The 21,178-nt window shown below is 67.3% G+C and carries 21 protein-coding genes; 6 read left to right on the plus strand and 15 right to left on the minus strand.

The features are described from left to right. Nucleotides 1–11 precede the first annotated feature (11 nt). The 6 genes from egtD to G7043_RS43035 form a co-directional block, all read right to left on the minus strand. Nucleotides 12–983 (minus strand): L-histidine N(alpha)-methyltransferase, encoded by a 972-nt coding sequence (gene egtD, locus G7043_RS43010; RefSeq protein ID WP_166054651.1) that lies wholly within the window; start codon nt 981–983, stop codon nt 12–14. Next, nucleotides 980–1,705, minus strand: a complete 726-nt coding sequence (gene egtC, locus G7043_RS43015; protein ID WP_166054653.1) for an ergothioneine biosynthesis protein EgtC — start codon at nt 1,703–1,705, stop codon at nt 980–982. Before egtC ends, egtD begins: the two co-directional genes overlap by 4 nt. A 3-nt stretch (nt 1,706–1,708) precedes the next feature. Continuing rightward, nucleotides 1,709–2,998, minus strand: coding sequence for an ergothioneine biosynthesis protein EgtB (gene egtB, locus G7043_RS43020; protein ID WP_166054656.1), 1,290 nt, complete (start codon nt 2,996–2,998; stop codon nt 1,709–1,711). Next, nucleotides 2,995–4,083, minus strand: coding sequence for a glutamate-cysteine ligase family protein (locus G7043_RS43025; protein WP_313888370.1), 1,089 nt, complete (start codon nt 4,081–4,083; stop codon nt 2,995–2,997). The genes egtB and G7043_RS43025 overlap by 4 nt, the downstream gene beginning before the upstream one ends. A 247-nt stretch (nt 4,084–4,330) precedes the next feature. Then, on the minus strand, nt 4,331–7,246 hold the full coding sequence (locus G7043_RS43030; protein ID WP_207312520.1) for a PQQ-dependent sugar dehydrogenase: 2,916 nt from the start codon (nt 7,244–7,246) through the stop codon (nt 4,331–4,333). Between the two features lie 203 nt (nt 7,247–7,449). Then, a complete protein-coding gene (locus G7043_RS43035; RefSeq protein ID WP_166054660.1) occupies nt 7,450–7,602 on the minus strand; it encodes a hypothetical protein in 153 nt (50 codons plus the stop codon). Between the two features lie 165 nt (nt 7,603–7,767). Between G7043_RS43035 and G7043_RS43040 the strand changes: the two genes are divergently transcribed. Together G7043_RS43040 and G7043_RS43045 are read left to right on the plus strand one after the other, a co-directional pair. Beyond that, the gene (locus tag G7043_RS43040; RefSeq protein ID WP_166054662.1) at nt 7,768–8,361 is read left to right on the plus strand and encodes a TetR/AcrR family transcriptional regulator; all 594 of its coding nucleotides are present in this window, start codon (nt 7,768–7,770) and stop codon (nt 8,359–8,361) included. Between the two features lie 31 nt (nt 8,362–8,392). After that, nucleotides 8,393–9,676, plus strand: coding sequence for a cytochrome P450 (locus G7043_RS43045; RefSeq protein ID WP_166054664.1), 1,284 nt, complete (start codon nt 8,393–8,395; stop codon nt 9,674–9,676). Nucleotides 9,677–9,883: 207 nt separating this feature from the next. On the opposite strand, the gene G7043_RS43050 is transcribed toward G7043_RS43045, so the two are convergent. Continuing rightward, the gene (locus G7043_RS43050; protein ID WP_166054667.1) at nt 9,884–11,359 is read right to left on the minus strand and encodes a peptide MFS transporter; all 1,476 of its coding nucleotides are present in this window, start codon (nt 11,357–11,359) and stop codon (nt 9,884–9,886) included. Nucleotides 11,360–11,502: 143 nt separating this feature from the next. On the opposite strand from G7043_RS43050, the gene G7043_RS43055 reads away from it, so the two are divergent. Continuing rightward, nucleotides 11,503–12,066, plus strand: coding sequence for a TIGR03086 family metal-binding protein (locus G7043_RS43055; RefSeq protein ID WP_313888372.1), 564 nt, complete (start codon nt 11,503–11,505; stop codon nt 12,064–12,066). 328 nt (nt 12,067–12,394) lie between these two features. Here the strand turns inward: G7043_RS43055 and G7043_RS43060 are convergent, their stop codons facing one another. Together G7043_RS43060 and G7043_RS43065 are read right to left on the minus strand one after the other, a co-directional pair. Beyond that, complete coding sequence (locus G7043_RS43060) at nt 12,395–12,862, minus strand: GNAT family N-acetyltransferase (protein ID WP_166054669.1); 468 nt, start codon at nt 12,860–12,862, stop codon at nt 12,395–12,397. Further along, a complete protein-coding gene (locus G7043_RS43065) occupies nt 12,859–13,359 on the minus strand; it encodes a DUF4262 domain-containing protein (protein WP_166054671.1) in 501 nt (166 codons plus the stop codon). The genes G7043_RS43060 and G7043_RS43065 overlap by 4 nt, the downstream gene beginning before the upstream one ends. 114 nt (nt 13,360–13,473) lie before the next feature. Here G7043_RS43065 and G7043_RS43070 point away from each other — a divergent pair, with 114 nt between their 5' ends. Together G7043_RS43070 and G7043_RS43075 are read left to right on the plus strand one after the other, a co-directional pair. Beyond that, nucleotides 13,474–14,310 carry a helix-turn-helix domain-containing protein gene (locus G7043_RS43070; protein WP_166054673.1) on the plus strand — a complete coding sequence of 279 codons (837 nt, stop codon included), beginning with the start codon at nt 13,474–13,476 and terminating at the stop codon, nt 14,308–14,310. After that, the gene (locus tag G7043_RS43075; protein ID WP_166054675.1) at nt 14,307–14,474 is read left to right on the plus strand and encodes a DUF397 domain-containing protein; all 168 of its coding nucleotides are present in this window, start codon (nt 14,307–14,309) and stop codon (nt 14,472–14,474) included. The genes G7043_RS43070 and G7043_RS43075 overlap by 4 nt, the downstream gene beginning before the upstream one ends. On the opposite strand, the gene G7043_RS43080 is transcribed toward G7043_RS43075, so the two are convergent. After that, the gene (locus G7043_RS43080) at nt 14,455–15,204 is read right to left on the minus strand and encodes a YebC/PmpR family DNA-binding transcriptional regulator (RefSeq protein ID WP_086667389.1); all 750 of its coding nucleotides are present in this window, start codon (nt 15,202–15,204) and stop codon (nt 14,455–14,457) included. The genes G7043_RS43075 and G7043_RS43080 overlap by 20 nt on opposite strands. Continuing rightward, entirely contained in the window at nt 15,201–15,833 is a 633-nt protein-coding gene (gene pdxT, locus G7043_RS43085; RefSeq protein WP_166054677.1) for a pyridoxal 5'-phosphate synthase glutaminase subunit PdxT, read from the minus strand. Before pdxT ends, G7043_RS43080 begins: the two co-directional genes overlap by 4 nt. Before the next feature lie 135 nt (nt 15,834–15,968). Here pdxT and G7043_RS43090 point away from each other — a divergent pair, with 135 nt between their 5' ends. Beyond that, entirely contained in the window at nt 15,969–16,964 is a 996-nt protein-coding gene (locus tag G7043_RS43090; RefSeq protein ID WP_313888373.1) for a Rieske 2Fe-2S domain-containing protein, read from the plus strand. A gap of 57 nt (nt 16,965–17,021) precedes the next feature. Here G7043_RS43090 and G7043_RS43095 read toward each other — a convergent pair whose 3' ends face one another. The 4 genes from G7043_RS43095 to G7043_RS43110 form a co-directional block, all read right to left on the minus strand. Beyond that, the gene (locus G7043_RS43095; protein ID WP_166054680.1) at nt 17,022–17,318 is read right to left on the minus strand and encodes a hypothetical protein; all 297 of its coding nucleotides are present in this window, start codon (nt 17,316–17,318) and stop codon (nt 17,022–17,024) included. 108 nt (nt 17,319–17,426) lie between these two features. Continuing rightward, nucleotides 17,427–18,344: a hypothetical protein gene (locus G7043_RS43100; RefSeq protein ID WP_166054682.1), complete on the minus strand. Its 918-nt coding sequence runs from the start codon at nt 18,342–18,344 to the stop codon at nt 17,427–17,429. 150 nt (nt 18,345–18,494) lie between these two features. Next, entirely contained in the window at nt 18,495–19,841 is a 1,347-nt protein-coding gene (locus tag G7043_RS43105; RefSeq protein ID WP_242643330.1) for an amino acid permease, read from the minus strand. 139 nt (nt 19,842–19,980) lie between these two features. After that, on the minus strand, nt 19,981–21,168 hold the full coding sequence (locus G7043_RS43110) for a trans-sulfuration enzyme family protein (protein ID WP_166054687.1): 1,188 nt from the start codon (nt 21,166–21,168) through the stop codon (nt 19,981–19,983). Nucleotides 21,169–21,178 lie beyond the last annotated feature (10 nt).

Below are 21,178 nucleotides of genomic sequence, written 5' to 3' on the forward strand. Positions count from 1 at the left end.
TGTTGTCCCGGTTACACCGCCTGGGCGAGCGAAACCGCGAACCTTCCCTCGGTGTCAGTCCACCAACGATGCAACGCGAATCCGCCGTATTCCAGCTCTTCACGCACGCCTTCCTCGCGGAACTTGGCCGACACCTCGGTCCGGAGTTCCTCGCCGGCGTGGAAATCGACGGTCAAGCCGAGTTCCGCGATCGTCACCCGCATGTCTCGTTTGGCGCGCAGGCGCATCTCGATCCACTCCTGCTCGGCGTTCCACAACGCCACGTGCTCGAACGCCTCGACGTCGAAGTCTCCGCCGACCTCGCGGTTGAGCACGTTCAGCACGTTGCGGTTGAACTCCGCCGTGACGCCCTGCGCGTCGTCGTACGCCCGCACCAGCGTTGCGGGATCTTTCACGAGATCCGTGCCGAGCAGCAGCCACTCCCCCGGCTCCAGCACATCACGGACCGTGCGGAGGAACTTCTCCCGCTCCTCCGGGATGAGGTTGCCGATCGTGCCGCCCAGGAACGCCACCACGCGCGGCGACTCACCCGGCAGCAACGACAGGTGTTGCGTGAAGTCGCCGACCACGCCGTGCACCCGCAGGCCCGGGTAGTCGGCCATGATCGCGTGCGCGGCGTCGGTCAACGCCGACACCGACACGTCCTGCGGCACGAACTCCTGCAACGTGCCGTGCTCACGCAACGCGCTGAGCAGCAACCGGGTCTTCTCCGACGACCCGGACCCCAGCTCCACCAGCGAATGCGCCCCGGTCGTGGCGGCGATCTCGGCCGCGCGGTCGGCGAGCACCTCGCGTTCGGCGCGCGTCGGGTAGTACTCGGGCAGGCGCGTGATGTCCTCGAACAACTCGCTGCCCACCGCGTCGTAGAACCACTTCGGCGAGACCCACTTGGGGTTCGCGGTCAGTCCGGCCCGCACGTCGGCACGTAGCGCGTGTGCGGCGTCCTCCGGTTTGAGATGAACGTCCAGCACCGGCTCGGTCATAGTGGTCGAACCTCCACAGTGGATGGAGCGGCGGTGACCACGTGCCGGTCGGGGATCTCCCGCCAGCCCGGGTCGTCGTCAAGCGGTTCGGACGCGAGCGTCACGCTCTGTCCCTGAACCAATACCCACAGGGCGTGTGTCCACGTTGTCCCCACGAGCACTTTTCCGTTGGTCAGCAGGAAGTTCAGGCGCGACTTCGGAGCCGCGTCCGCAACCTCCCGCACGAGTTCAACAAGCACCTGGTCCGGGTTCTTCCCGGTCTCCAGGCGACGTCTGAGGACCGCCCACAGCAGCGCCGAGTCCGTCGGCGCGTCCATGGTCAGCAGATCCGTCACGTCGAGCGTTTTCGCGAGCCCCGCCACGGTGTGCGGCCAGCCGTCCACCCGTCCGTTGTGACTGAACAGCCACGTGCCGTCGGTGAACGGCGCGCAGGCGGCGTCCGCGACGGGCATGCCGACCGTCGCGGACCGCACCGCCGCCAGGAAGGCGGAAGCCTCGGTCGTCGCCAGCTGCCGCAGGTTCGCGTCGCTCCACAACGTGCCGGCGCGCCGGTACCGGACCGGGCCGGGGAACCAGCCGACGCCGTAGCCGTCGACGTTCACGGTTCCACCGGCCCGCATGTCCTTCGGTGCGTACGACTGGCGCTCCAGGGAGTGCGGCGCGTCGAAGAGCAGCCTGGCCAAGGGCAGGGCGGGGCCCAGGTAAGCCAGATGGCGGCACATCTCTCAGGCGTCCCTGGCGCAGCGGAAGCCCGCGAAGATCTGCCTTCTGATCGGGTAGTCCCAGTTGCGGAACGTCGACCGGATCGCGGACTTGTCGGTGCCGAACGAACCACCGCGCAGCACCTTGTAGTCCGGTCCGAAGAAGACCTTCGAGTACTCGGGGTACGGGAAGACCTCGAAGCCCGGATAGCCGTGGAAGTCCGAAGAGGTCCACTCCCAGACGTCACCGATCAGCTGGTGCACGCCCGCGGGCGAGGCACCCTTGGGGTACGCGCCGACCGGTGCCGGACGCAGGTGCCGCTGCCCGAGGTTGGCGTGGATCTCGGCCGGATCCTCGTCGCCCCACGGATAACGCCTCGTCGTCGCGGTCTCGGCGTCGTAGCGGGCGGCCTTCTCCCACTCCTGCTCGGTCGGCAGCCGCTTGCCCGCCCACGTCGCGTACGCCTGGGCCTCGTGGAAGCACACGTGCACCACGGGTTCGTCCGGCACGATCGGTTCGGTGACGCCGAACGCGGTGCGGCTGAACGAGTTCCCCTCGCGGTGCCAGAACCGCGGCGCCACCAGCTTGGCCGTCGTCCGGTGCTGCCAGCCCGCGTCCGTCCACAGTCGACGGTCGTCGTAACCGCCGGCCAGCACGAACTCGGCGTACTCGGCGTTGGTGACCGGGGTGGTGTCGATGAAGAACGCGTCGACGTGGACGGTGTGCGCCGGCCGTTCGTTGTCGAGCGCCCACGGTTCGTCCGACGTGCCCATTTCGAACGGTCCGCCCGGAATGAACGCTTCCGTTGCGGGCACGAGGTTTCCGGTGGGCGGCGGCGGTGCGTGCAGGACCGGTTCGCCGGTGCGCAGCTGGTGCGTGGCGAGCATCGTCTCGTCGTGCTGCTGCTCGTGCTGCACGATCATGCCGAACGCGAAGGCGTTCTCGACGAGCCGGCGGCCCTCCAGCGGGACCTTCTCCAGCACGTCGAACACCTTGCCGCGCACGTCTCCCACGTACTGGCGGGTCTCGACAGGACTGAGCAGCGGTAACTCGGGCCGCACGCTCCTGGCGAACTTGAACGCGTCGTAGTACTCGTCGATGTCGCTGCGGACCGGTTCGCGTCCGCCGACGTCGCGAACGAGCCAGAGCTCTTCCTGGTTGCCGATGTGCGCCAGGTCCCAGACCAGCGGCGACATCAGCTTCGAGTGTTGCCGGACGAGGTCGTGCTCGTCGACGGCGTCGGTCAAAGCGGTGGAACGCGCGCGCGAACGCAACAGTTCCTCCGCCACGTGCTCGCGGAGTTCTTCGGTCACAGCTTCCCCTCAAGCTCCCGACTGATGGTGCTGATCTGGTCATGAGAAAGACCGGTGCGGTGCAACGACTCGATGCCCAGCGCGACAACGTCTTTCGCCGCTCTGGCAATGCGTTCGTCCGCCATTCCGTGCCGGGCGGCGACGAGCCACCGCCCGGCCGCCCGTTCGGTCGCCGCCAGCACACCGTCCACCACGGACGGGTCGCTGAACAGCGCGACGAGCAGCGCACTCGGCGCGATCCACCCGCCCGGCGCGGGTGTGTCGAGGTAGCGGATCTCGATGTACCCGCGTGGTCGCACCGGCGGGAACATCGTGGTCAGGTGGTAGTCGAGGTCGTCGCTGGTGGGGCTGCGGTCGAGCGCCCCTTCGATCCAGTCGCCGAACGTCAGTCTGCGCGGCGGAATCCAGCTCGGACTCGGGCCGCGCACGACGATCACGGGCGTGTCGATGACCCGCCGCGCATAAGCCTGTGCCGGATCGGCGCACACAGCACTTGGTCTGGTGCGCACGGGATCCGTGCCGTAGAGCGTCCGCATGCGCGCCGACGCCCAGTTTTCGTGCATGCCGCCGATGCTTGGCGAGTTCGCGAACAACGCGATGAGCACCGGCCCGAGTTGGTGCACGGCGGCCCATCTGTCCCTGAGGTGCTTCTCCTCGCCGAAGTCCAGGCAGACCTGGAGACCGGCGGTGTTGCACATCATCGAGATGCCGTCGTGGCCGAGGTGGCCGAACGCGTGCTCCATCGCGGCGTAGCGCGGCACCTGGAGCATGCGCATGGGTCTGCGGTGCTGGTCGGCACCGCGGTCGCCGAGCACGAGACCGTGGTCCGCCAGCAGGGCGGTGAGCTGGGAGATGTCTTCGGTGACCGTGCGGAAGAGGTCCGGGAGGCTGGTGCAGGGAGGAGTGGAGATCTCGACCTGCCCGCCCGGTTCGACGGTCAACGGGGTGCCGCTGGGAAGCGGCCGCTGGGGGCTGTCCGGAACGAGGGTGGGTGGCGCGTGCTCACCGAGAGCAGCGGCCAACCTGTGCTTGTCTAGCGTCTGACCTGGGTCTTCGGCGTGGTGCACGGTCCATTCGAGCTCCACGCCGAACAACCTCGGAGGCCCGTGTTTGAAACAGACCGAGGCCACGTAGGCCTCGGCCTCAGCGCGGTCGGCGAACCTCGCCGGCGCCGGTTGATTACGCAACGCAGTCACGCTGCCACACTCCCCGTGATCGTCTGGCGCGTTCGACGCTACACGCGGGGTCTGACAGTTGCACGGGTTGAAAACCTTACGAATCAGGGTCCTGGCTGTGCGCACGCGTGTGCACAGCCAGGACCCTGAAATCAACTCACGTACGGGCGTTGGAACGCCCGCGCAACACGGTGTTGGCCGTCGACGCGTTCTTGATCGCCGTTTCGATCTGCGCCATCGTGGACGACGAAGTGATTCCCGGAACCGTCGCGGTGTTCAACGCGTACAACGTGAACGTGTACGGGTTGGTGGAGCCACCGGGACAGGGTCCGAAGAACTTCTGCGAATTCGCACCGGACCCCATCGCCTTCTGCTTCGCCCCGCCCTGACCAGGCACGGTGAAGCCGGAACCGAGATTTTCCGGCAACGAGGACGTCGCAGCCGGAATGTCCCAAATCGCCCAGTGCAGCTTGTTGCCGTTGTTCACCCGGTCCGCGAAAACAATGGCGTAACCGGCGGCACCGGTGGAGGCACCCCACGCGAGCGGCGGCGACGGGTCCTGGCCCGCGACACCATCACCCGCGCACGTGTGCTTGGCCGGAATCATCGCGTCGTCCGCGAATGCCGAGGACGTCAGCTTGAAGCCGCCGCCACCACCGCCCGAGTACTGGATGTCGATCAGCAGGACGCGGTCGTTGTTCGCGGTGCCGTCCTTGTCCGTCGACGTGGTCAGCCAGATGTCGCCGTCGTGGTCGACCTCGACCGTGCGCAGGCGGTTGTAGGTGCCCTGGAAGTACACCTTCTGGTCGACCAGGTTGTCGTTCGCGTCGATCCGCAGGCGGTAGACCCGCTGCCCCACCGTCGTGGCCACGAAGACGTGGTCGTTGATGATGGTGATCCCGGACGGCGAGGCCTGCGACGTCGACCAGGTCTTCTTCGGCGCGATGTACCCGGAGCAGCTGCCCGAGGTGCCCTCACAGGCCGGGTAGCCGTAGTTGCCGCCCTTGGTGATCAGGTTGACCTCGTCCTGCGTGGAGTCGCCGAACTCCGCCGCCCACAGCCGGCCCTTCGAGTCGAAGTCGAGGCCCTGCGGGTTGCGGTGGCCCTTCGACCAGACTGCGTTGCCGAACGGGTTGTCGGACGGGATCGAGCCGTCCAGGTTGATCCGCAGGATCTTGCCGTTGAGCGAGTTGTTGTTCTGCGGGTTGTTGTCCGGGTTCTGCGCGTCACCGACGGACACGTACAGCTTGCCGTCCACCGGGCCGTACCGCAGGCGGCCGCCGTTGTGGTAGCGGTTCTTCGCGATGCCCTGCAACAGGATCTGGTACGAGCTCTGCACCAGCGCGCCGTTCTCGTACTTGATCCGGATGACGCGGTTGCCCTCGGATGCCGTGTGGTAGACGTACAGCCAGTGGTCGGTCGCGAACGAAGGCGAGACCTCCAGGCCGAGCAGACCGCCCTCACCGTTGGTGCCGACCGCCTGGCTGATCTTGCCGGCCAGCGTCTTCGTGCCGCTCTTGGTCAGCCGGTAGATGTTGAACGTGTTGCGCTCGCTGAACAACGCCGAGCCGTCCGGCAGGAACACCACGCCCCACGCGACGTCGACACCGGACGCGATCGTGGACACCGCGCCGGGGTCGGGCGTGCCGGTCGGGCCACCCGCGGCCGGGGTCACCTTGATCTCGTTGGAGAACCCGGACTGGTTGCCCTTCGCGTCCTTCGCCAGGACCTTGAACGCGTACTCGGTGCCGGTGGTCAGCCCGGCGACGGTCGCCGAGGTGGCGGTGCCGTCCGCGGACTGCCGGTTCTGGCCGTTGACGTAGATGTCGTAGCCGGTGACGCCCACGTTGTCCGTGGAGGCGTTCCAAGCCAGGTCGACCGACGTCGCACCCTTGGCCGGCGAACGCAGGTTGCCGGGCACCGTCGGCGCCTGGGTGTCCGGCGGCGCGGGCTGGGTGCGTCCGATGACGTTGTTGGAGGCCTGCGAGACGTTGTTCGCCCGGTCCTTCGCGAACACGGTCCAGTCGTAGTCCGTGTCGGGCTGCAGACCGGTGGCGGTCGCCTCCAGGACATTGCCGACGCTCGCGACGTGCTGGCCGTGCTGGTAGATCTCGTAACCGACGACACCGATGTTGTCCGTGGCCGCTTCCCACTTCAGCGACACGGTGCTGGACGTCGAGCTGACGAACTGCAGGTTCTTCGGCGGCGTCGGGGGCTCGTTGTCGACCGGGCCGACCAGCACGGCGGACAGCTTGTCCGCGTTCGGGCCACCGTTCGCGGTCGTCGCGGTCGCCTTGATCTTGTTGGCGCCCGCGTGCAACGCGACCCTCGCGGTCCGCGTCTGCCACGTCGTCCACGCGCCGGTGCCGGGGAACGACACCGTCTGCGCGGCCGCACCGTCCACGGTCACGCTCACGGGCCGGTCGGTCGTCGTCCCGTTGGCGTACCGGAACGTCAGCTCGTGCTCACCACCCTGGTCCGCGGTGATCGTGTACTCGACGGACGAGCCGGCCACGTTGTCGTAGTTGACGAAGCCCGTGCCGGAGAACCCGGCGTGGTTGGACTCCACGGCGCCCTGCGAGACCGTCGCGTTCTCCGCTTCCTGCTCGAGAGCGGGCACCGCGTCGGTCTCCTCGACCTCCACGTAGTCGAGGTTCGGCCCGCCGGTGGCACCCGTGGACGTGAGCTTGATCTTGTTGGCGCCCGCGTTCAGGTTCACGGTGTTGTCCACCGACACCCACGTCGTCCACGCCCCCGTGCCCGCGAAGGCGCGCTCGTCGACCGCGAGGCCGCCGTTGACGCTCACGTCGACCGGCCGGTTGTCCGCGGTTCCGTTGGCGTAGCGGATGACCAGCTTCGCCTGGCCGGCCTTCGACGCGGTCACGGTGAACTCGACCGAGCTCCCCACGACGTTGTCGACGTTGACGAACCCGGTCCCGGAGAACCCGGCGTGGTTCGACTCGACCACGCCCTGCGAGATGGTCGCGTTCTCCGCCTCGTACCTGACCGGCGCCGCGAAAGCCGACTCCGGTACCGACATCACTGCGATGGTTGTCGCGAACGCGACACCCATCGTGCCGAGCGCGCGCAACGCCCGACCTCTGCTCGGTGCCACTGTTGTGCCTCCCACAAGACGGGGTAGGGGGATCACTCCATGCGGCGGCGGTGTGCAGCTATTGGATAGAAACTTTCCTAACTGTCGCGCAGATCACACCACCACGAGTCAACTGCTGTCAACCCCTGCGCGACGTGCGGGAAAGCGCTTACCCAATACCGTTACGAGTCCCGGTTTTGCGCCAGTGCGGCAATGAGATCCACGACCGTCTGGCTCACCAGCAGATCGACCACGTGCACGCCTGTGGAGGCGCGCCGCTGCCACCCGAGACGCTCCGCGAGCGTCGACAGCTTGATGATCTCCTGGGTCTCCATGGCGATGGAGGATATTGGTGACGCCGCGCACGTCCGCGCAGGCCCGCCCGATGATCCACACTAAAGGGATTCCGGCGAGGATCGCCGCTAAGATCACACTGACGGACGTGTCCAATCCGTACGTACGGATTGGATTTCCCACCCTCCCCCTGCGACCATCTACCGGTGCCCAGGGTCAGTCAGGACCACCTAGACGCCCGCCGCCGTCAGATCCTCGACGGCGCGCGTTCCTGTTTCGCGCGTCACGGCTACGAAGGTGCCACCGTACGCCGTCTCGAAGAGGCGACGGGACTCTCCCGCGGCGCCATCTTCCACCACTTCCGCGACAAGGAGTCGCTCTTCCTCGCGCTGGCCGAGGACGACGCCCTCCGCATGGCCGACGTGGTGGCCGAGCAGGGCCTCGTCCAGGTCATGCGCGACCTCCTCGACGAACCGGAGAAACGGGAGGAGGAGCACGCGGCGGACTGGCTGGGCACGCGCCTGGAGGTCTCCCGCAGGCTTCGCACCGACCCGGACTTCCGCGCGCGGTGGGCCGAGCGGTCCGAACAGCTCACGGCCGCGACCCGGCAGCGCCTCATCCGCCAGCGCGAGGCCGGCAACCTGCGCGACGACGTCGACGTGACGGTCCTGACCAACTTCCTGGAACTGGTCCTCGAAGGCCTCGTCTCGCACCTCGCGATGGGCCTTCCGGCGGACGACATGGAACCGGTGCTCGATCTGGTCGAAGAAACCGTGCGCCGCCACCGCCGCAGGTCTTGAAGGTTCTTCACTCAAACCTCAATGTGGACGCATGTCCACGCTGAAGACCACCGCCCAGTTCTTCGCGCTGCGCACCCTCGTCCGCGGCTACGCGCTTTTCGGTGACCCGTACGCGGGTGTCATGGCCTCGCCGCCGGACCGCGATCCGTACGCCATGTACGAGAAGGTGCGCGCGAAGGGCGACATGGTCCGCAGCCGCATGGGCGCGTACGTGACGCCGTCCCGCGCGATCTGCGACTCGGTGCTGCGGGACAACCGGTTCCTCGTCGCGACCTTCGACGAGGCGTCGATGGGGCCCAAGGTCGAGCTGATCGACAACGGCGAGAAGATCGTCAACCCGGTGCAGGACTCGTTCCTGATGATGAACCCGCCCAACCACACCCGGCTGCGCAAGCTCGTGCAGCCGTTCTTCACGCCCAGAGCGTTGAAGGACCGCACCGAGTCCATCCAGCGGATCGTCCGGAACTACCTCGACCGACTCGACGACCGGTTCGACGTCGTCAGCGAGTTCGCCTCACAGGTGCCGATCCAGGTCATCGCGGACCTGCTCGGCGTGCCCGACGACCACAAGGAGATCTTCGCCCGCTGGGGCAGTTCGCTCGCCGAGACGCTCGACGGCGTGTGGTCGCACAAGCAGCTGAAGAACCTGCACGCCACCATCGTCGAGTACAACGACTTCATCGACGTGCTCATCGACGAACGCCGCCACAACCCCCAGGACGACCTCGTCAGCTACCTCGTGACGCAGCACGACGACCTCAGCCGTGAGGATCTCGTTGCCACCACTGGGTTGTTGCTGTTCGCCGGGTTCGAGACGACGGTCAACCTGATCAGCAACGGCGTGCTGAAGGCGTTCGAGAACCCGCACACCGTCGCGCCGCTCGCGCAGAGCCCGGAGTACGCCGAGGGGTTCGTGGAGGAGGTCCTCCGGCTCGACCCGCCCGTGCAGTACACGATCCGCTGGCCGAAGGAACGCCTCGAGCTCGCCGGGGTGTCACTGCCGAAGGGCATGCCGGTGATGCTCATGCTGGCGGCGGCGAACCGGGACCCGCGGGTGTTCGCCGACCCGCTGAAGTTCGACCCGACGCGGTCCAACGCGCGCGAGCACCTGGCGTTCTCCGCCGGCATCCACTACTGCATCGGTGCGGGGCTGAGCCGCATCGAGGGCGCGGTCGCGTTGCACGAGTTGTTCAAGCGCTTCCCGAACCTCGCACCGGACGGCCCGATGGCGCGGCGGAAGTCGAAGCTCATCCGCGGCGCGTTGCGACTTCCGGTGCGCGCGAACGAAACCAAACGGTCACTGGCAGTGAACTAGAGCTGACGTGGGGCGAGTTTCGTCGCAGCACGTGCTCGACTTCACCCGGCTGGAGCAATGTTCGTGCCCCAATGACACATCTGCGTAGTGCATCCTTGAAGGTGAGAGGGAGACCCGCCGCACCGCCGCCGCGACGGGCCTCCCTCTCACCTTGTTGATGAGGGGAGCTTTCATAAACCTCAGGTTTATGAAAGCTCCCCTCATCAACTACTCGACGCCGGACATCAGCTTGCGGATCGCCGGAGCCGCGACGGCCAGCGCGACACCGAACACGATCGCGGCGCCGCCCAGCGTGAAGAAGTACGCCGAGGGGCTCGTCGTGTAGAACTTCACGAGCTGCGCGGCCACACCGGTACCGGCCGACACCGCGAGGAACCACAGGCTCATCGTCTGCGAGGCGAACGCCCTGGGCGCCAGCTTCGTCGTCACCGACAGGCCGACCGGCGACAGCATGAGCTCACCGGCGGTCATGATCAGGAACATCACCACGAGCCACAGCGGCGTCACCTTGCCGTCGGCAGCCGAGTTGCTCGCGAAGTACATGAGCACGAACGACAAACCGACCAGCACCAAAGCACCCGCGAACTTCCGCGGCGTGCCCGGCGCGCGGTCAGCGAGCTTCAGCCACAGCCACGCGAACACCGGCGCCAGCACGATGATCATGATCGGGTTGATCGACTGGAACCAGGCGACCGGGAACTCCCAGCCGAACACGTGGTTGTCGACGTGCGAGTCGGCGAACTCCGCGATGACCGACGCGCTCTGCTCGAAGATCAGCCAGAACATCGCCGCCGCGATGAACAGCGGGATGTACGCGAGGACGCGCGGCTTCTCCTCCGGCAGCGTCTTCTTGCTGCGCAGCATCACGGTGAAGTACGTGATCGGCAGGACGATCGACATGATGCTGATCATGAGGATGACGCCCTCGACGCCACCCAGCAGGTACGAGACGACGCCCAGCGCGCCGATCGCGACCACGACGCCGCTGATGAGGCCGTAGACGCGCCCCTTCTCGGCCGGCGGCAGCGGGTTCGGCGCCACGGCGGCCGAGCCGCGCAGGTTCTTGCGGCCGATCCGGTACTGGATCAGGCCGAGCGCCATGCCGACCGCGGCGACGGCGAACCCGGCGTGGAAGCTGATGCCGTCGGCCAGCGCGCCGGTGATCAACGGCGACACGAAGCCACCGATGTTGATCGCCATGTAGAACACCGTGAAGCCGGCGTCGCGACGCGTGTCGTGCTTCTCGTAGAGCCCGCCGACGACGGTCGAGATGTTCGGCTTGAGCAGGCCGGTGCCGATGACGATGAAGACCAGGCCGAGGTACACGCCCGTGATGCCGATCGGCAGCGCCAGCGCGATGTGACCGCACATGATCAGCACGCCGCCGTAGAACGTCGCCCGCTGGCCGCCCCACACGCGGTCGGCCAGCCAGCCGCCGGCGACACCGGACATGTAGACCGCGGTGCCGTAGATCGCGACGACGGACAGCGCGAGCGCCTTGTCGACGCCCAGACCGCCTTCGGACACGGCCGTCCACAGGTAGAGGCCGAGGATGGCCTTCATCCCGTAGAACGAGAACCGTTCCCAGAGTTCGGTGAAGAACAGCGTGGACAGGCCTCGGGGGTGCCCGAAGAAGCCCTTGTCCTGCGCGGAGATGCTGGCGCTAGGGGCGCTCACGATCATCGTCCTCTCGTGTCAACGATGTCACGGCGGATCCGGGGAACATTACGCCGAACGCTCGTACGGTTAGAAATCAGGGTTGCGTCCAAGTGGCCCAACTCTCACGCCGGGGTGCGCGATTGAGCGGGATTTGATGCACTGCTGGGGTGGACTTGATCGAGGCGCACGGACTGGCGATGACGGAGTTCGACCGTCGGGTGCGGGAGATCGCACCCGACCAGTGGGTGCTGGGTACCCCGTGCCGGGAGTGGTCGGTCAGAGATCTGGTCGGCCATCTGGTCTATGAACAGCTCTGGGCCCCGGAGTTGCTGGCCGGCTGCACCGTCAAGCAGGTCGGTGACCGCTTCGACCACGACAACCTGGGCGACGACCCGCTGGTGTCCTGGGTGGTGGCGGCCGCGGCGGCGCGCGAGGCGTGGCTGGAGCCGTCCGCGCTGGCCAAGACCGTGAGCGTGTCCTGGGGGTCCATCGACGCCGAGGAGTACTGCTGGCAGATGACCACGGATCTCGCAGTGCACGCGTGGGACCTGGCGCGCTCGATAGGCGCCGACGAACGCATTGATCCCGAGCTCGCCTCGACCGTTCTGGCTTACGTCGAACGAAACATCGACGAGTGGAGCGAAAGTCCGTCGTTCGACTCACCGGTACCGGTCGCGGCGGACGCGGACGACCAAACACGGCTGATAGCACTGCTGGGACGCAAGCCATAGCCCCCTTTGCTCTTGAAGCGCCCCGCCACGCATCCCCCTGAGCCTCCTGCGTGGCGGGGCGCTCCTCCCCCGATCGCGGCCCGCCTGATCCCCCCGGACTGGCTGACCGCACCGCATTTCTACAGGTTGATCGTTGTCCGGTGTCGAAGCGCGATCACCGGACAACGACCTCCGGACAACAAAACAGCGCTGTCCCCGGCGCCGGATGCGCCGGGGACAGCGGGTGCCGGACGGATCAGCCGACGTGTGATCGACGTCCGCACCGGTGGTTGGTCGTGGGTGGACCGTTCCAGAACCCTGCCAGGCCCTGGTGACCGGCCCCTGAACCTCAGATGACCTTCTGCTCCAGAGTGACGCACCTGATGCCGACGGCATCGAGATGCTCACCGACCCGGACAAACCCGGCACTCTCGTAGAACGACAGGTTCCCGTCACTCTCGGCCCCGGTGAAGAGCCAGACGACCCTTACGTCCCGCGGCACCCGTGTGCTGACGGCCTCCAGCAGCCTGCGACCGACCCCGCCACCCTGCACGTCGGGCGCGACGGCCAGCCGCGCCACCTCCATGCGCTCGCCGTCGACGCGGCTGCGCACCGACCCGACGAGCCGCGCCCCGTCGAACGCCCCGAACGCGGGCGTGCCGTCGCCGAGGTGCTCGCGGATCTCGTCGAGCGTCTCGACGAGCGGCGGCAGGTCCCACGCCCCGTAGCGGCGAGCCTCTGCGAGGTACGCGGCACGCTGGATCGTCAGGACTTGACCGGCGTGATGCGGCTTCAACGGTCCGATGTGGACGTTCACGGCCCGGTGACCCCTGGCGTCCAGCTCTCGGGGAGTCCGCTCTCGGTGAGGACCAGCTGGTGCTCGTGGAACCCCTCCGGCGCATCGGGTTGCCAGGGCCACTGTCCCTGCGGCGTCGGCACGATGATCTGCACCGCCGCGAACTCCGACCCGTCGTAGAGGAGGTACGCGCTGCCGAAGAACTCCGGGTAGAACCCCTTGTAGACCCGCTCGAACACCACGGGCACGCCCTCGAAGAAGTCGTGGTAGAGCTGCCCCATCACGAACCGCTCGCCACCGCTGGCGCGCCGCACGTACAGGTTGATCAGGTTCTCGCCCATCCCCTGCGGCAGCCCGATCACGACGGCCTCGGCCACCCCGAACCGCCGCCAGGCCCCCACCGAGAACACGTACCCGGCGCCCTCGGCGTCCGGGTTCACGACGATGTTCGTGTGGCCGTGCTGGTCTGCCGCGGAGAGCAGCCGGGCTCGCAGCGCGATGTCTTCGTCGGAAAGCACATCACCACCCTACGACTTGCCGCCGGTTTGGAGCTTCTCCAAGACTCCCACCTTCAGGCAGATTTGAAGCGAAACGATGGAGCGAACGGGAATCGTGGGCCTACTTTCCCTTTCATGCCCAAGAGATCGTCCAGTGTGGTGGGCCGCGAGTTCGGAAACGGCGTCCGTGCGGCCATCGCGAGCACCGGCCTCACCCATCGCCAGCTCGCCAAGTTGCTCGGCTGGCAAGAAGCCAAGATCTCGGATCTGCTAGCCGGCAAAGGCGGCGTGACCGAGCTGGAAGTCGCCACCCTGCTCGCCTACTGCCGCGTCCCCCTCGCCGAGTACGAACGCCTGATGGCGTTGTTCCGCGAGTCGGGCAACGTCTATCTGCAGATGCCGAAGGACGGCGTCCCGGACCAAGTCCGCACGCTGATCGAGCACGAGAAGGACGCCAACGAGATCACCTGCTGGTCGATGATCCTCGTTCCCGGACTGCTCCAGATCCACGACTACATCGAGGCTGTCACCGCCAAAGCAAGGACGGTTTCACCCGAGAACAGGGCCGCGGTGGTCGCAGCGCGGGCCGCCCGAGCAGAGATTCTCGAATACACCCGAACCTTCACCTTCTACGTGCACGAGCAGGCGCTGTGGCTGCCGGTCGGCGGCGAGGAGGTGTGGCGGGAGCAGCTTGCCCACCTTCTGCGGTTGTCGGTGCGGAAGTACGTCAGCATCCGGATCGTCCCCAGGTCGATCGGCATGCATGCGGGCGTGTCCGGCGACTTCCGGCTGATGAAGTTCCCGAAGTACCCGCCCGTCGTCTACGTCGAGAGCGTCAAGTGCTGTCTGTTCTTCGACGACAAGGAGACCGTCGACACCTACGAGAACATCCTGAAGGACCTCGCTGCCGTCGCTCTCGATGAGGAAGAATCGAGGGCGGTGATCAACAGCATCTTGGAGGGCCTCCAATGACCGTGTGGCGCAAGAGCAGCTACAGCGGCGACGGCGACAACTGCGTGGAGGTCGGCCGCGGCGTCGGCATCCGAGACAGCAAAGCGCCGACCACCCACCTGCAGGTGTCCGCAGATGCGTGGTCGGCGCTGTTGAAGCTGGTGGTCAGCCGACCTCGGCCATGACCTCGTCCGACACGTCGAAGTTCGCGAAGACGTTCTGCACGTCGTCGCAGTCCTCCAGCGCGTCGATGAGCTTGAAGATCTTCTTCGCGCCCTCGACCTCCAGTGCGACCGAGACCGACGGCAGGAAGCTCGACTCGGCCGACTCGTAGTCGATGCCGGAGTCCTGCAGCGCCTTGCGGACCGGAATGAGGTCACCGGCCTCGGACACGACCTCGAACGCCTCGCCCAGGTCGTTGACCTCCTCGGCACCGGCCTCGAGCACCGCCATCATCACGTCGTCCTCGGACGTGCCCGCCTTCGGCACGATCACGACGCCCTTGCGGCTGAACATGTACGCCACCGAACCGGGGTCGGCCATCGAACCGCCGTTGCGGGTCATGGCCGTGCGGACCTCGGTCGCGGCGCGGTTGCGGTTGTCGGTGAGGCACTCGATGAGCACCGCGACGCCGTTGGGGCCGTAGCCCTCGTACATGATGGTCTGCCAGTCGGCGCCGCCGGCTTCCTCGCCGCCACCGCGCTTGCGCGCGCGCTCGATGTTGTCCAGCGGCACCGAGTTCTTGCGGGCCTTCTGGATCGCGTCGTACAGCGTCGGGTTGCCGTCCGGGTCCCCACCACCGGTGCGGGCGGCCACCTCGATGTTCTTGATCAGCCGCGCGAAGAGCTTGCCGCGCTTGGCGTCAATGGCGGCCTTCTTGTGCTTGGTGGTCGCCCACTTGGAGTGGCCGCTCATTTCTCCTCCGAACCCTTCAAACCACGAACCATGTCCACGAACAGGCGGTGGACGCGCTCATCCCCCGTGAGCTCCGGGTGAAACGCCGTGGCCAGCACGTTGCCCTGCCTGACCGCGACGATCCTACCGGCGGCGTCGCCCGCCTCAGCCGTAACGGGCACCGTAGCGAGAACCTCCACGTGCTCGCTCACCGCCTCCACCCACGGCGCACGGATGAACACGGCGTGCACCGTCTCACCGGCGAGGTCGAGATCGGTCTCGAACGAGTCGATCTGCCTGCCGAAGGCGTTGCGCCGCACGGTGACGTCCAGACCGCCGAGCTGGTGCTGGTCTTCGCGCCCGTCCAGCACGTTGTTGGCCAGCAGGATCATGCCCGCGCACGACCCGTACGCCGGGAAGCCGTCCTTGATCTTGGCCTTCAGCGGCTCCAGCAGCGCGAAGTTGTCGAGCAGCTTGCTGATGGTCGTCGACTCGCCGCCGGGGATCACGATCCCGTCGAGCTCGTCCAGCTCCTCGGCGCGGCGAACGGGCCGTGCGGTGACATCGCACTTCGCGAGCGAGACGAGGTGTTCCTGAACATCACCCTGCAGGGCGAGCACACCGATGACGGGAGGGGCAGCGACAACCATGCCACCAGCATATTTGAGGCGTCGGAACCCTGTTGGCAGTGGTTGCCCCTGCGCGGGCCGGCGTAGTGCGTGATGATCGTTTTTCGCCCTGATGGACGTCGCCACCAAAGCGGTTAACGACGTTAACTCGGCAACGTGTCCAGCATCGATGACCACATGACCACCCTGCCCCGCGACCCACGCGCCGATGAGTACCCGATGCCGTTCGTGCCACACGGCTGGTACGCGGTTCTGCGCAGCGTTCAGCTCCCTCGCGGGAAGGTCGTGCCCCTGCACTACTTCGGCCGGGCTCTCATCGCCTTCCGCGGTCCCGACGGGCGGCCCGCCGTCCGTGACGCCCACTGCCCGCACTACGGCGCACACCTCGGCGTCGGCGGGAAAGTCGTGGACGGGACGGTCGAGTGCCCGTTCCACGGCTGGCGGTTCGGCACGGACGGCCGGTGCACGTACGCGCCGTTCGCCGCCCGGCCGCCGAAGGTGTCGATCGGCGGGTTCGAAGTGCGGGAGCACAGCGGACTGATCTTCGTCTACACCGGGCCGGACGCGCCGGCGTGGGAGGTGCCGGAGATCCCGGAGGCCACGGCGGGTGAGTTCGCGAGCCCGATCGACGACGTGCAGACCTCGCGCATCCACATCCAGGAGATGCGGGAGAACATCGTCGACGAGTCCCACTTCCACTTCATCCACGGCCAGAGCGAGCCGCCGGTGCAGGACCTGGTCGTGGACGGGCCGTTCGCCGAGGTGCGCGGCCGCTTCGCGCGGAAGGTGCTGGCCTGGGAGGTCGACAACACCTTCGACGTGTTCATGTACGGCCCCGGCGTCATGGTGGTGCGCGTGCTCGGCAGCATGCTCTCGCTGACCGCCATCGCGCTCACGAACCCGATCGACGACCACACGAGCGAGCTGCGGATGCTCTACCACGTGCGCAAACCCGCCGGGCTGCCGTTCCTGACCCCGGTGCTCAAGCTGATCTTCCGCACGCAGGCCCTCGGCGAGGTCCGCGAAGAGGTCCGCATCTGGGACCACAAGATCCACCAGGCCCGTCCGGTCCTGCTGCAACACGAACGCGGCATCAAAGCCCTGCGCCGCTGGTACGCCCAGTTCTACCCCGACGTCCCCGCCGCTTCGTGAAACGCACGCGGGGCCCTTTCGTACTGTCAGTCAGTACGAAAGCGCCCCGCGTGCAGCTCAGTGCTCGTCGTAGTGGTCGGCGTGGGCCGCGTGCCGGTGCCCGTCGTGGATGTAGTCGACGTGGTCGGCGTGCGGAACGGCCACGTGGCCACAGCCCTGGCCGTGGTCGTGGTCGTGCGCGGCGTGCTCGTCGTGGCCGCTCGGCTCGCACTCGTCGAAGTGACCGTCGTGCTCGCGGTGGAGGTGACCGTCGTGGACGTAGTCGACGTGGTCGCTGTGCGGCACCCCGACGTGGCCGCAGCCGTCGCCGTGGACGTGGGGGTGCCCGGTGTGCTCGATGTGGCTCGTCGTCATGGAATCAGGCTGCTCCGCCGCGCCGTCCGCCGCGTGTCCAGCCACCCGACCGAGTGACACCGGAAAGCCGCGAGCCGCCCCCTCCACGAGGGGACGGCTCGGCGAGGCCTACCTGTTGGCGATGGCCGTGGCCTCGGCGACCACGTCGGCGAGGACCGGGTCGACCTGGTCCGGGTGCGCGGCGTGGAACTCCAGCAGCGCGGGGCCGTACGTCTCCCAGCCCGCCACGAGGTCGCGCGCCGCCTCCGTGCCGATCAGGGTGAGGACGCCGTCGGCGTCGGCAGTCGCACAGTCCCCCGGCCCCACCACAGCGGCCAGCAACGTCCGTGCGCTCGCCAACGCCTCCTCCGGTGCGCCGTCGAGTTCACCGAGCCGGTCGAACATCGTGGTCCACACCGCGACGAGTGCGTCGGTCTGCTCGTCGGAGCTCGAGTGCTCGCAAATGGCGTCCGCGGCGTCCACCACGAACAGCATCGCGGCGAACGGGTCCGGCGTCGTGGTCCGCGTCGCGTTCCGGTGCAGCCCGGGAGACATCTGACCGGCGTAGCGCCGTTGCAGGTCCATCAGCTTCGTGATCTCCGCGTCGACCGCGTCCGGGTTCTCCTGCCGCGCCGCCAGCAACGGCGGACCCCACGAGGAGTACTCGCTGAACAGGGTGCGGACAGCGGTGGTGCCGACGGCCCCGAAGGCTCCGGTGTTCCGGACGTCCAGGCACGTCTGCGGCCTGAACGACTGGGACATCAGCGTCCTGAGCGTGTGCACGGCTTCCTGCGGAAGGCCGTCCGCCGTCTCCATCCCGGCGAGCGCGTTGTCCAGGGAGACGGCGGCCCCGCCGACCACGCCGCCACTCGTGCTGCCTGGCGTCCGGTAGTTGCCGGTGAAGTTGCACGCGTAGTCGAGAAGGTCGATCCACGCCAACACGGCCCGGACGGCATCGGGCCTCTCCGGTGTCGCCGCGGCCGGCTGCGCGCCGAGAACCACGAGCGAGGTCACAATCGCCAACAGCCGACGCACTCTGCGCGACATCAGCAGACCTTTCAGAAAGGTGATTGATGCGTGAAAGCTACAACACGCGGGCACCTTCTGCTGTTTGGCGCGAAGGCGAATGGAGTTCACCAGCAAGGCGCGAGCCGCCCCCTTGTGAGGGGACGGCTCGCGATCATCACCGAGTCCTGGTCAGCTGACGGTGACGAGCTTCTCCTGCTCCTGGCCGACCGGCCGGCGCGACTTCACGAAGCGCCACCCGATGAACAGCACCAGAGCGAGCACGGGGATCGACCAGAACGCGATCCTCTCCGCGGCGCCGGCGGAGAACGCCATCTGCCCGATCACCAGCGCGAGGAACGCCAGCGTCAGCCAGTTCGTGTAGGGCGCGCCGGGCATCCGGTACGAAGGCCGCTCGATCTCCCCTGCCAACGCCTTCTTCCGCAGCCTCATCTGACAGATGATCAGCGTGGCCCACGTGGACACCACCCCCAGCGACGCCACCGCGATCGCGATGTCGAACGCCTCCTTGGGCACCATGTAGTTGAGCACCACGCCGAACAGGTAGGCCGCACCGGTGAACAGGATGCCGCCGTAGGGCACGTGCCGGGAGTTCATCCTGCCGGTGAACGCGGGCGCCTCACCCTTCTGCGCCAACGACCTCAGGATGCGACCGGTGGAGTACAGACCCGAGTTGCAAGAGGACAGTGCGGCGGTCAGCACCACCGCGTTCATGATGTCGCCGACGGCGGGGATGCCCAGCGCGGAGAACACCGTGACGAACGGCGACTCGGTGCCGGTGAAGTGGTCCCACGGCAGAAGCATCGTCAGCAGCAGCACGGAACCGACGTAGAAGATCGCGATGCGGTACACCACGCCGTTGATGGCGCGCGGCATGATCTTCTCGGGGTCCTTGGTCTCGCCCGCGGCGATACCGACGAGTTCGATGGCCGAGTAGGCGAAGATGACCGCCTGCAGGGTCATCAGTGCGACCCCGAACCCGGCCGGGAACAGACCGCCGTGGCCCAGGGTGTTCGAGACCGACGCGGTGGTGCCGCCGATGTCGGCGTTGCCGATCACCAGGCTCGTGCCGACGACGAGGAAGACCACGATCGCGGTCACCTTGATGACCGAGAACCAGAACTCCAGCTCACCGAACAGCTTGACGGACAACATGTTGATCCCGATCAACACGAAGAGCGCCACCAGTGCGGTGATCCACTGCGGCAGCTCCGGGAACCACTTGTGCATGTAGATCGCGACGGCGGTGATCTCGGCGATGCCGGTCATCGCCCAGTTCACCCAGTACATCCAGCCCGACGTGAAGCCCGCCCACGGACCGATGAACTCGCGGGCGTACTCGACGAAGCTGCCGGCAACCGGGCGGTGCAGCACGAGCTCGCCCAATGCGCGCATGACGAAGAACGCCGCGAGGCCGCACACCGCGTACGACAGGATCAGCGACGGCCCCGCTGTGGCGAGGCGTCCGCCCGCACCCAGGAAGAGGCCGACGCCGATCGCACCGCCGATGGCGATCATCTGCACCTGACGCTTGCTCAGCGCCTTGGTGTAGCCGTCCGCATCAGTTTCCACAGAACTCACGAGGGGTTCCTTCCGAAAACGGAAAAATGCTCGCGTCGGAACCTCCCGCGCCCCGACGCGCTGATGCGTTGGGACCTTAGTGAGCGCCGGTCATCACCAAGTAATCACCTGGGGAAGGCTTAACGTAAGCGACGTCACAGAGCGCCGCGTTCAAGTCGTCCCAAATGTCCTCGACATGCTCGAGTCCAACTGAAATGCGCAGCAAATTGTCCGGAACTCCCGATGCACGCAGTTCTTCTCCGGGCACCAGTCGATGCGTCAAAGCCGAGGGATGCTCAATCAGGGTGTCGACCGAACCCAGCGATACCGCCGGCGTGATCAACCGCAGCCGCCGCATGACCTCGGTCGGGTCGCCGTGCACGCCGAACGCGATCATCGCGCCGGTCCCCCGCATCTGCAGCGACGCGGACGGGTAGCGCACGAACTCGACGGCGTCGTGCTCGGCCAGCCGCACCGCCAGCACGGCCGCGGACCGCGAGGCGGCCTCGACGCGCAACGGCAACGTGGCCAGCCCGCGGTGCAGCAGGTAGCCGCCCAACGGGTGCAGCACGGCGCCCGTGATGATCCTGACCTGCCGCAATGCCGCCGCGCGGTCCTCAGCACACGCCACGACACCGCCGAGCACGTCGCCGTGCCCGCCGAGGTACTTGGTGCCGGAGTGCAGGACGTAAGAGGCGCCGTGCAGCGCCGGGTTCTGCAGGATCGGGGTCGCGAAGGTGTTGTCGACCATCACCGGCACCGAACCGGCCTGACGCACGACGTGGTCGATGTCGACCAGGTCCAGGTTCGGGTTCGCCGGCGTCTCGACGACGATCAACCCGGTGTCCGGCCGGATCGCGGAGGACACCAGGCCTGCTTCGACGTAGGTGGTGGAGACGCCCAGGAGACCGGACGACAGCAGGTGGTCCGTGCCGCCGTAGAGCGGCCGCACGGCCACGACGTGCGGTTTTCCGGCCATCACGCACGCGGCCTGGATCACCGCGGTCACCGCCGCCATGCCGCTGCCGAACGCGACGGCGGCCTCGGTGTGCTCGAGCTTCGCCAGCGCCTGCTCGAACCGGGCCACGGTCGGGTTGTGCAGCCGCGCGTAGACGGGCGACGAGGCCCGTGCGGCGCCGGTGGCCCACTCACCCAGTGCTTCCCCGCCGAGGGCCTGGTCAGGCACGGGGTAGGTGGTGGACAGGTCGATCGGGGGAGCGTGCACGCCGAGCTCCGCGAGGTCGTCGCGGCCGCCGTGCACTGCGATGGTCTCGATGCGCGTCATGGCGCGAATG

Origin of the sequence: Lentzea alba (genome assembly GCF_011067745.1) — a bacterium.
Taxonomy (GTDB): domain Bacteria; phylum Actinomycetota; class Actinomycetes; order Mycobacteriales; family Pseudonocardiaceae; genus Lentzea; species Lentzea alba.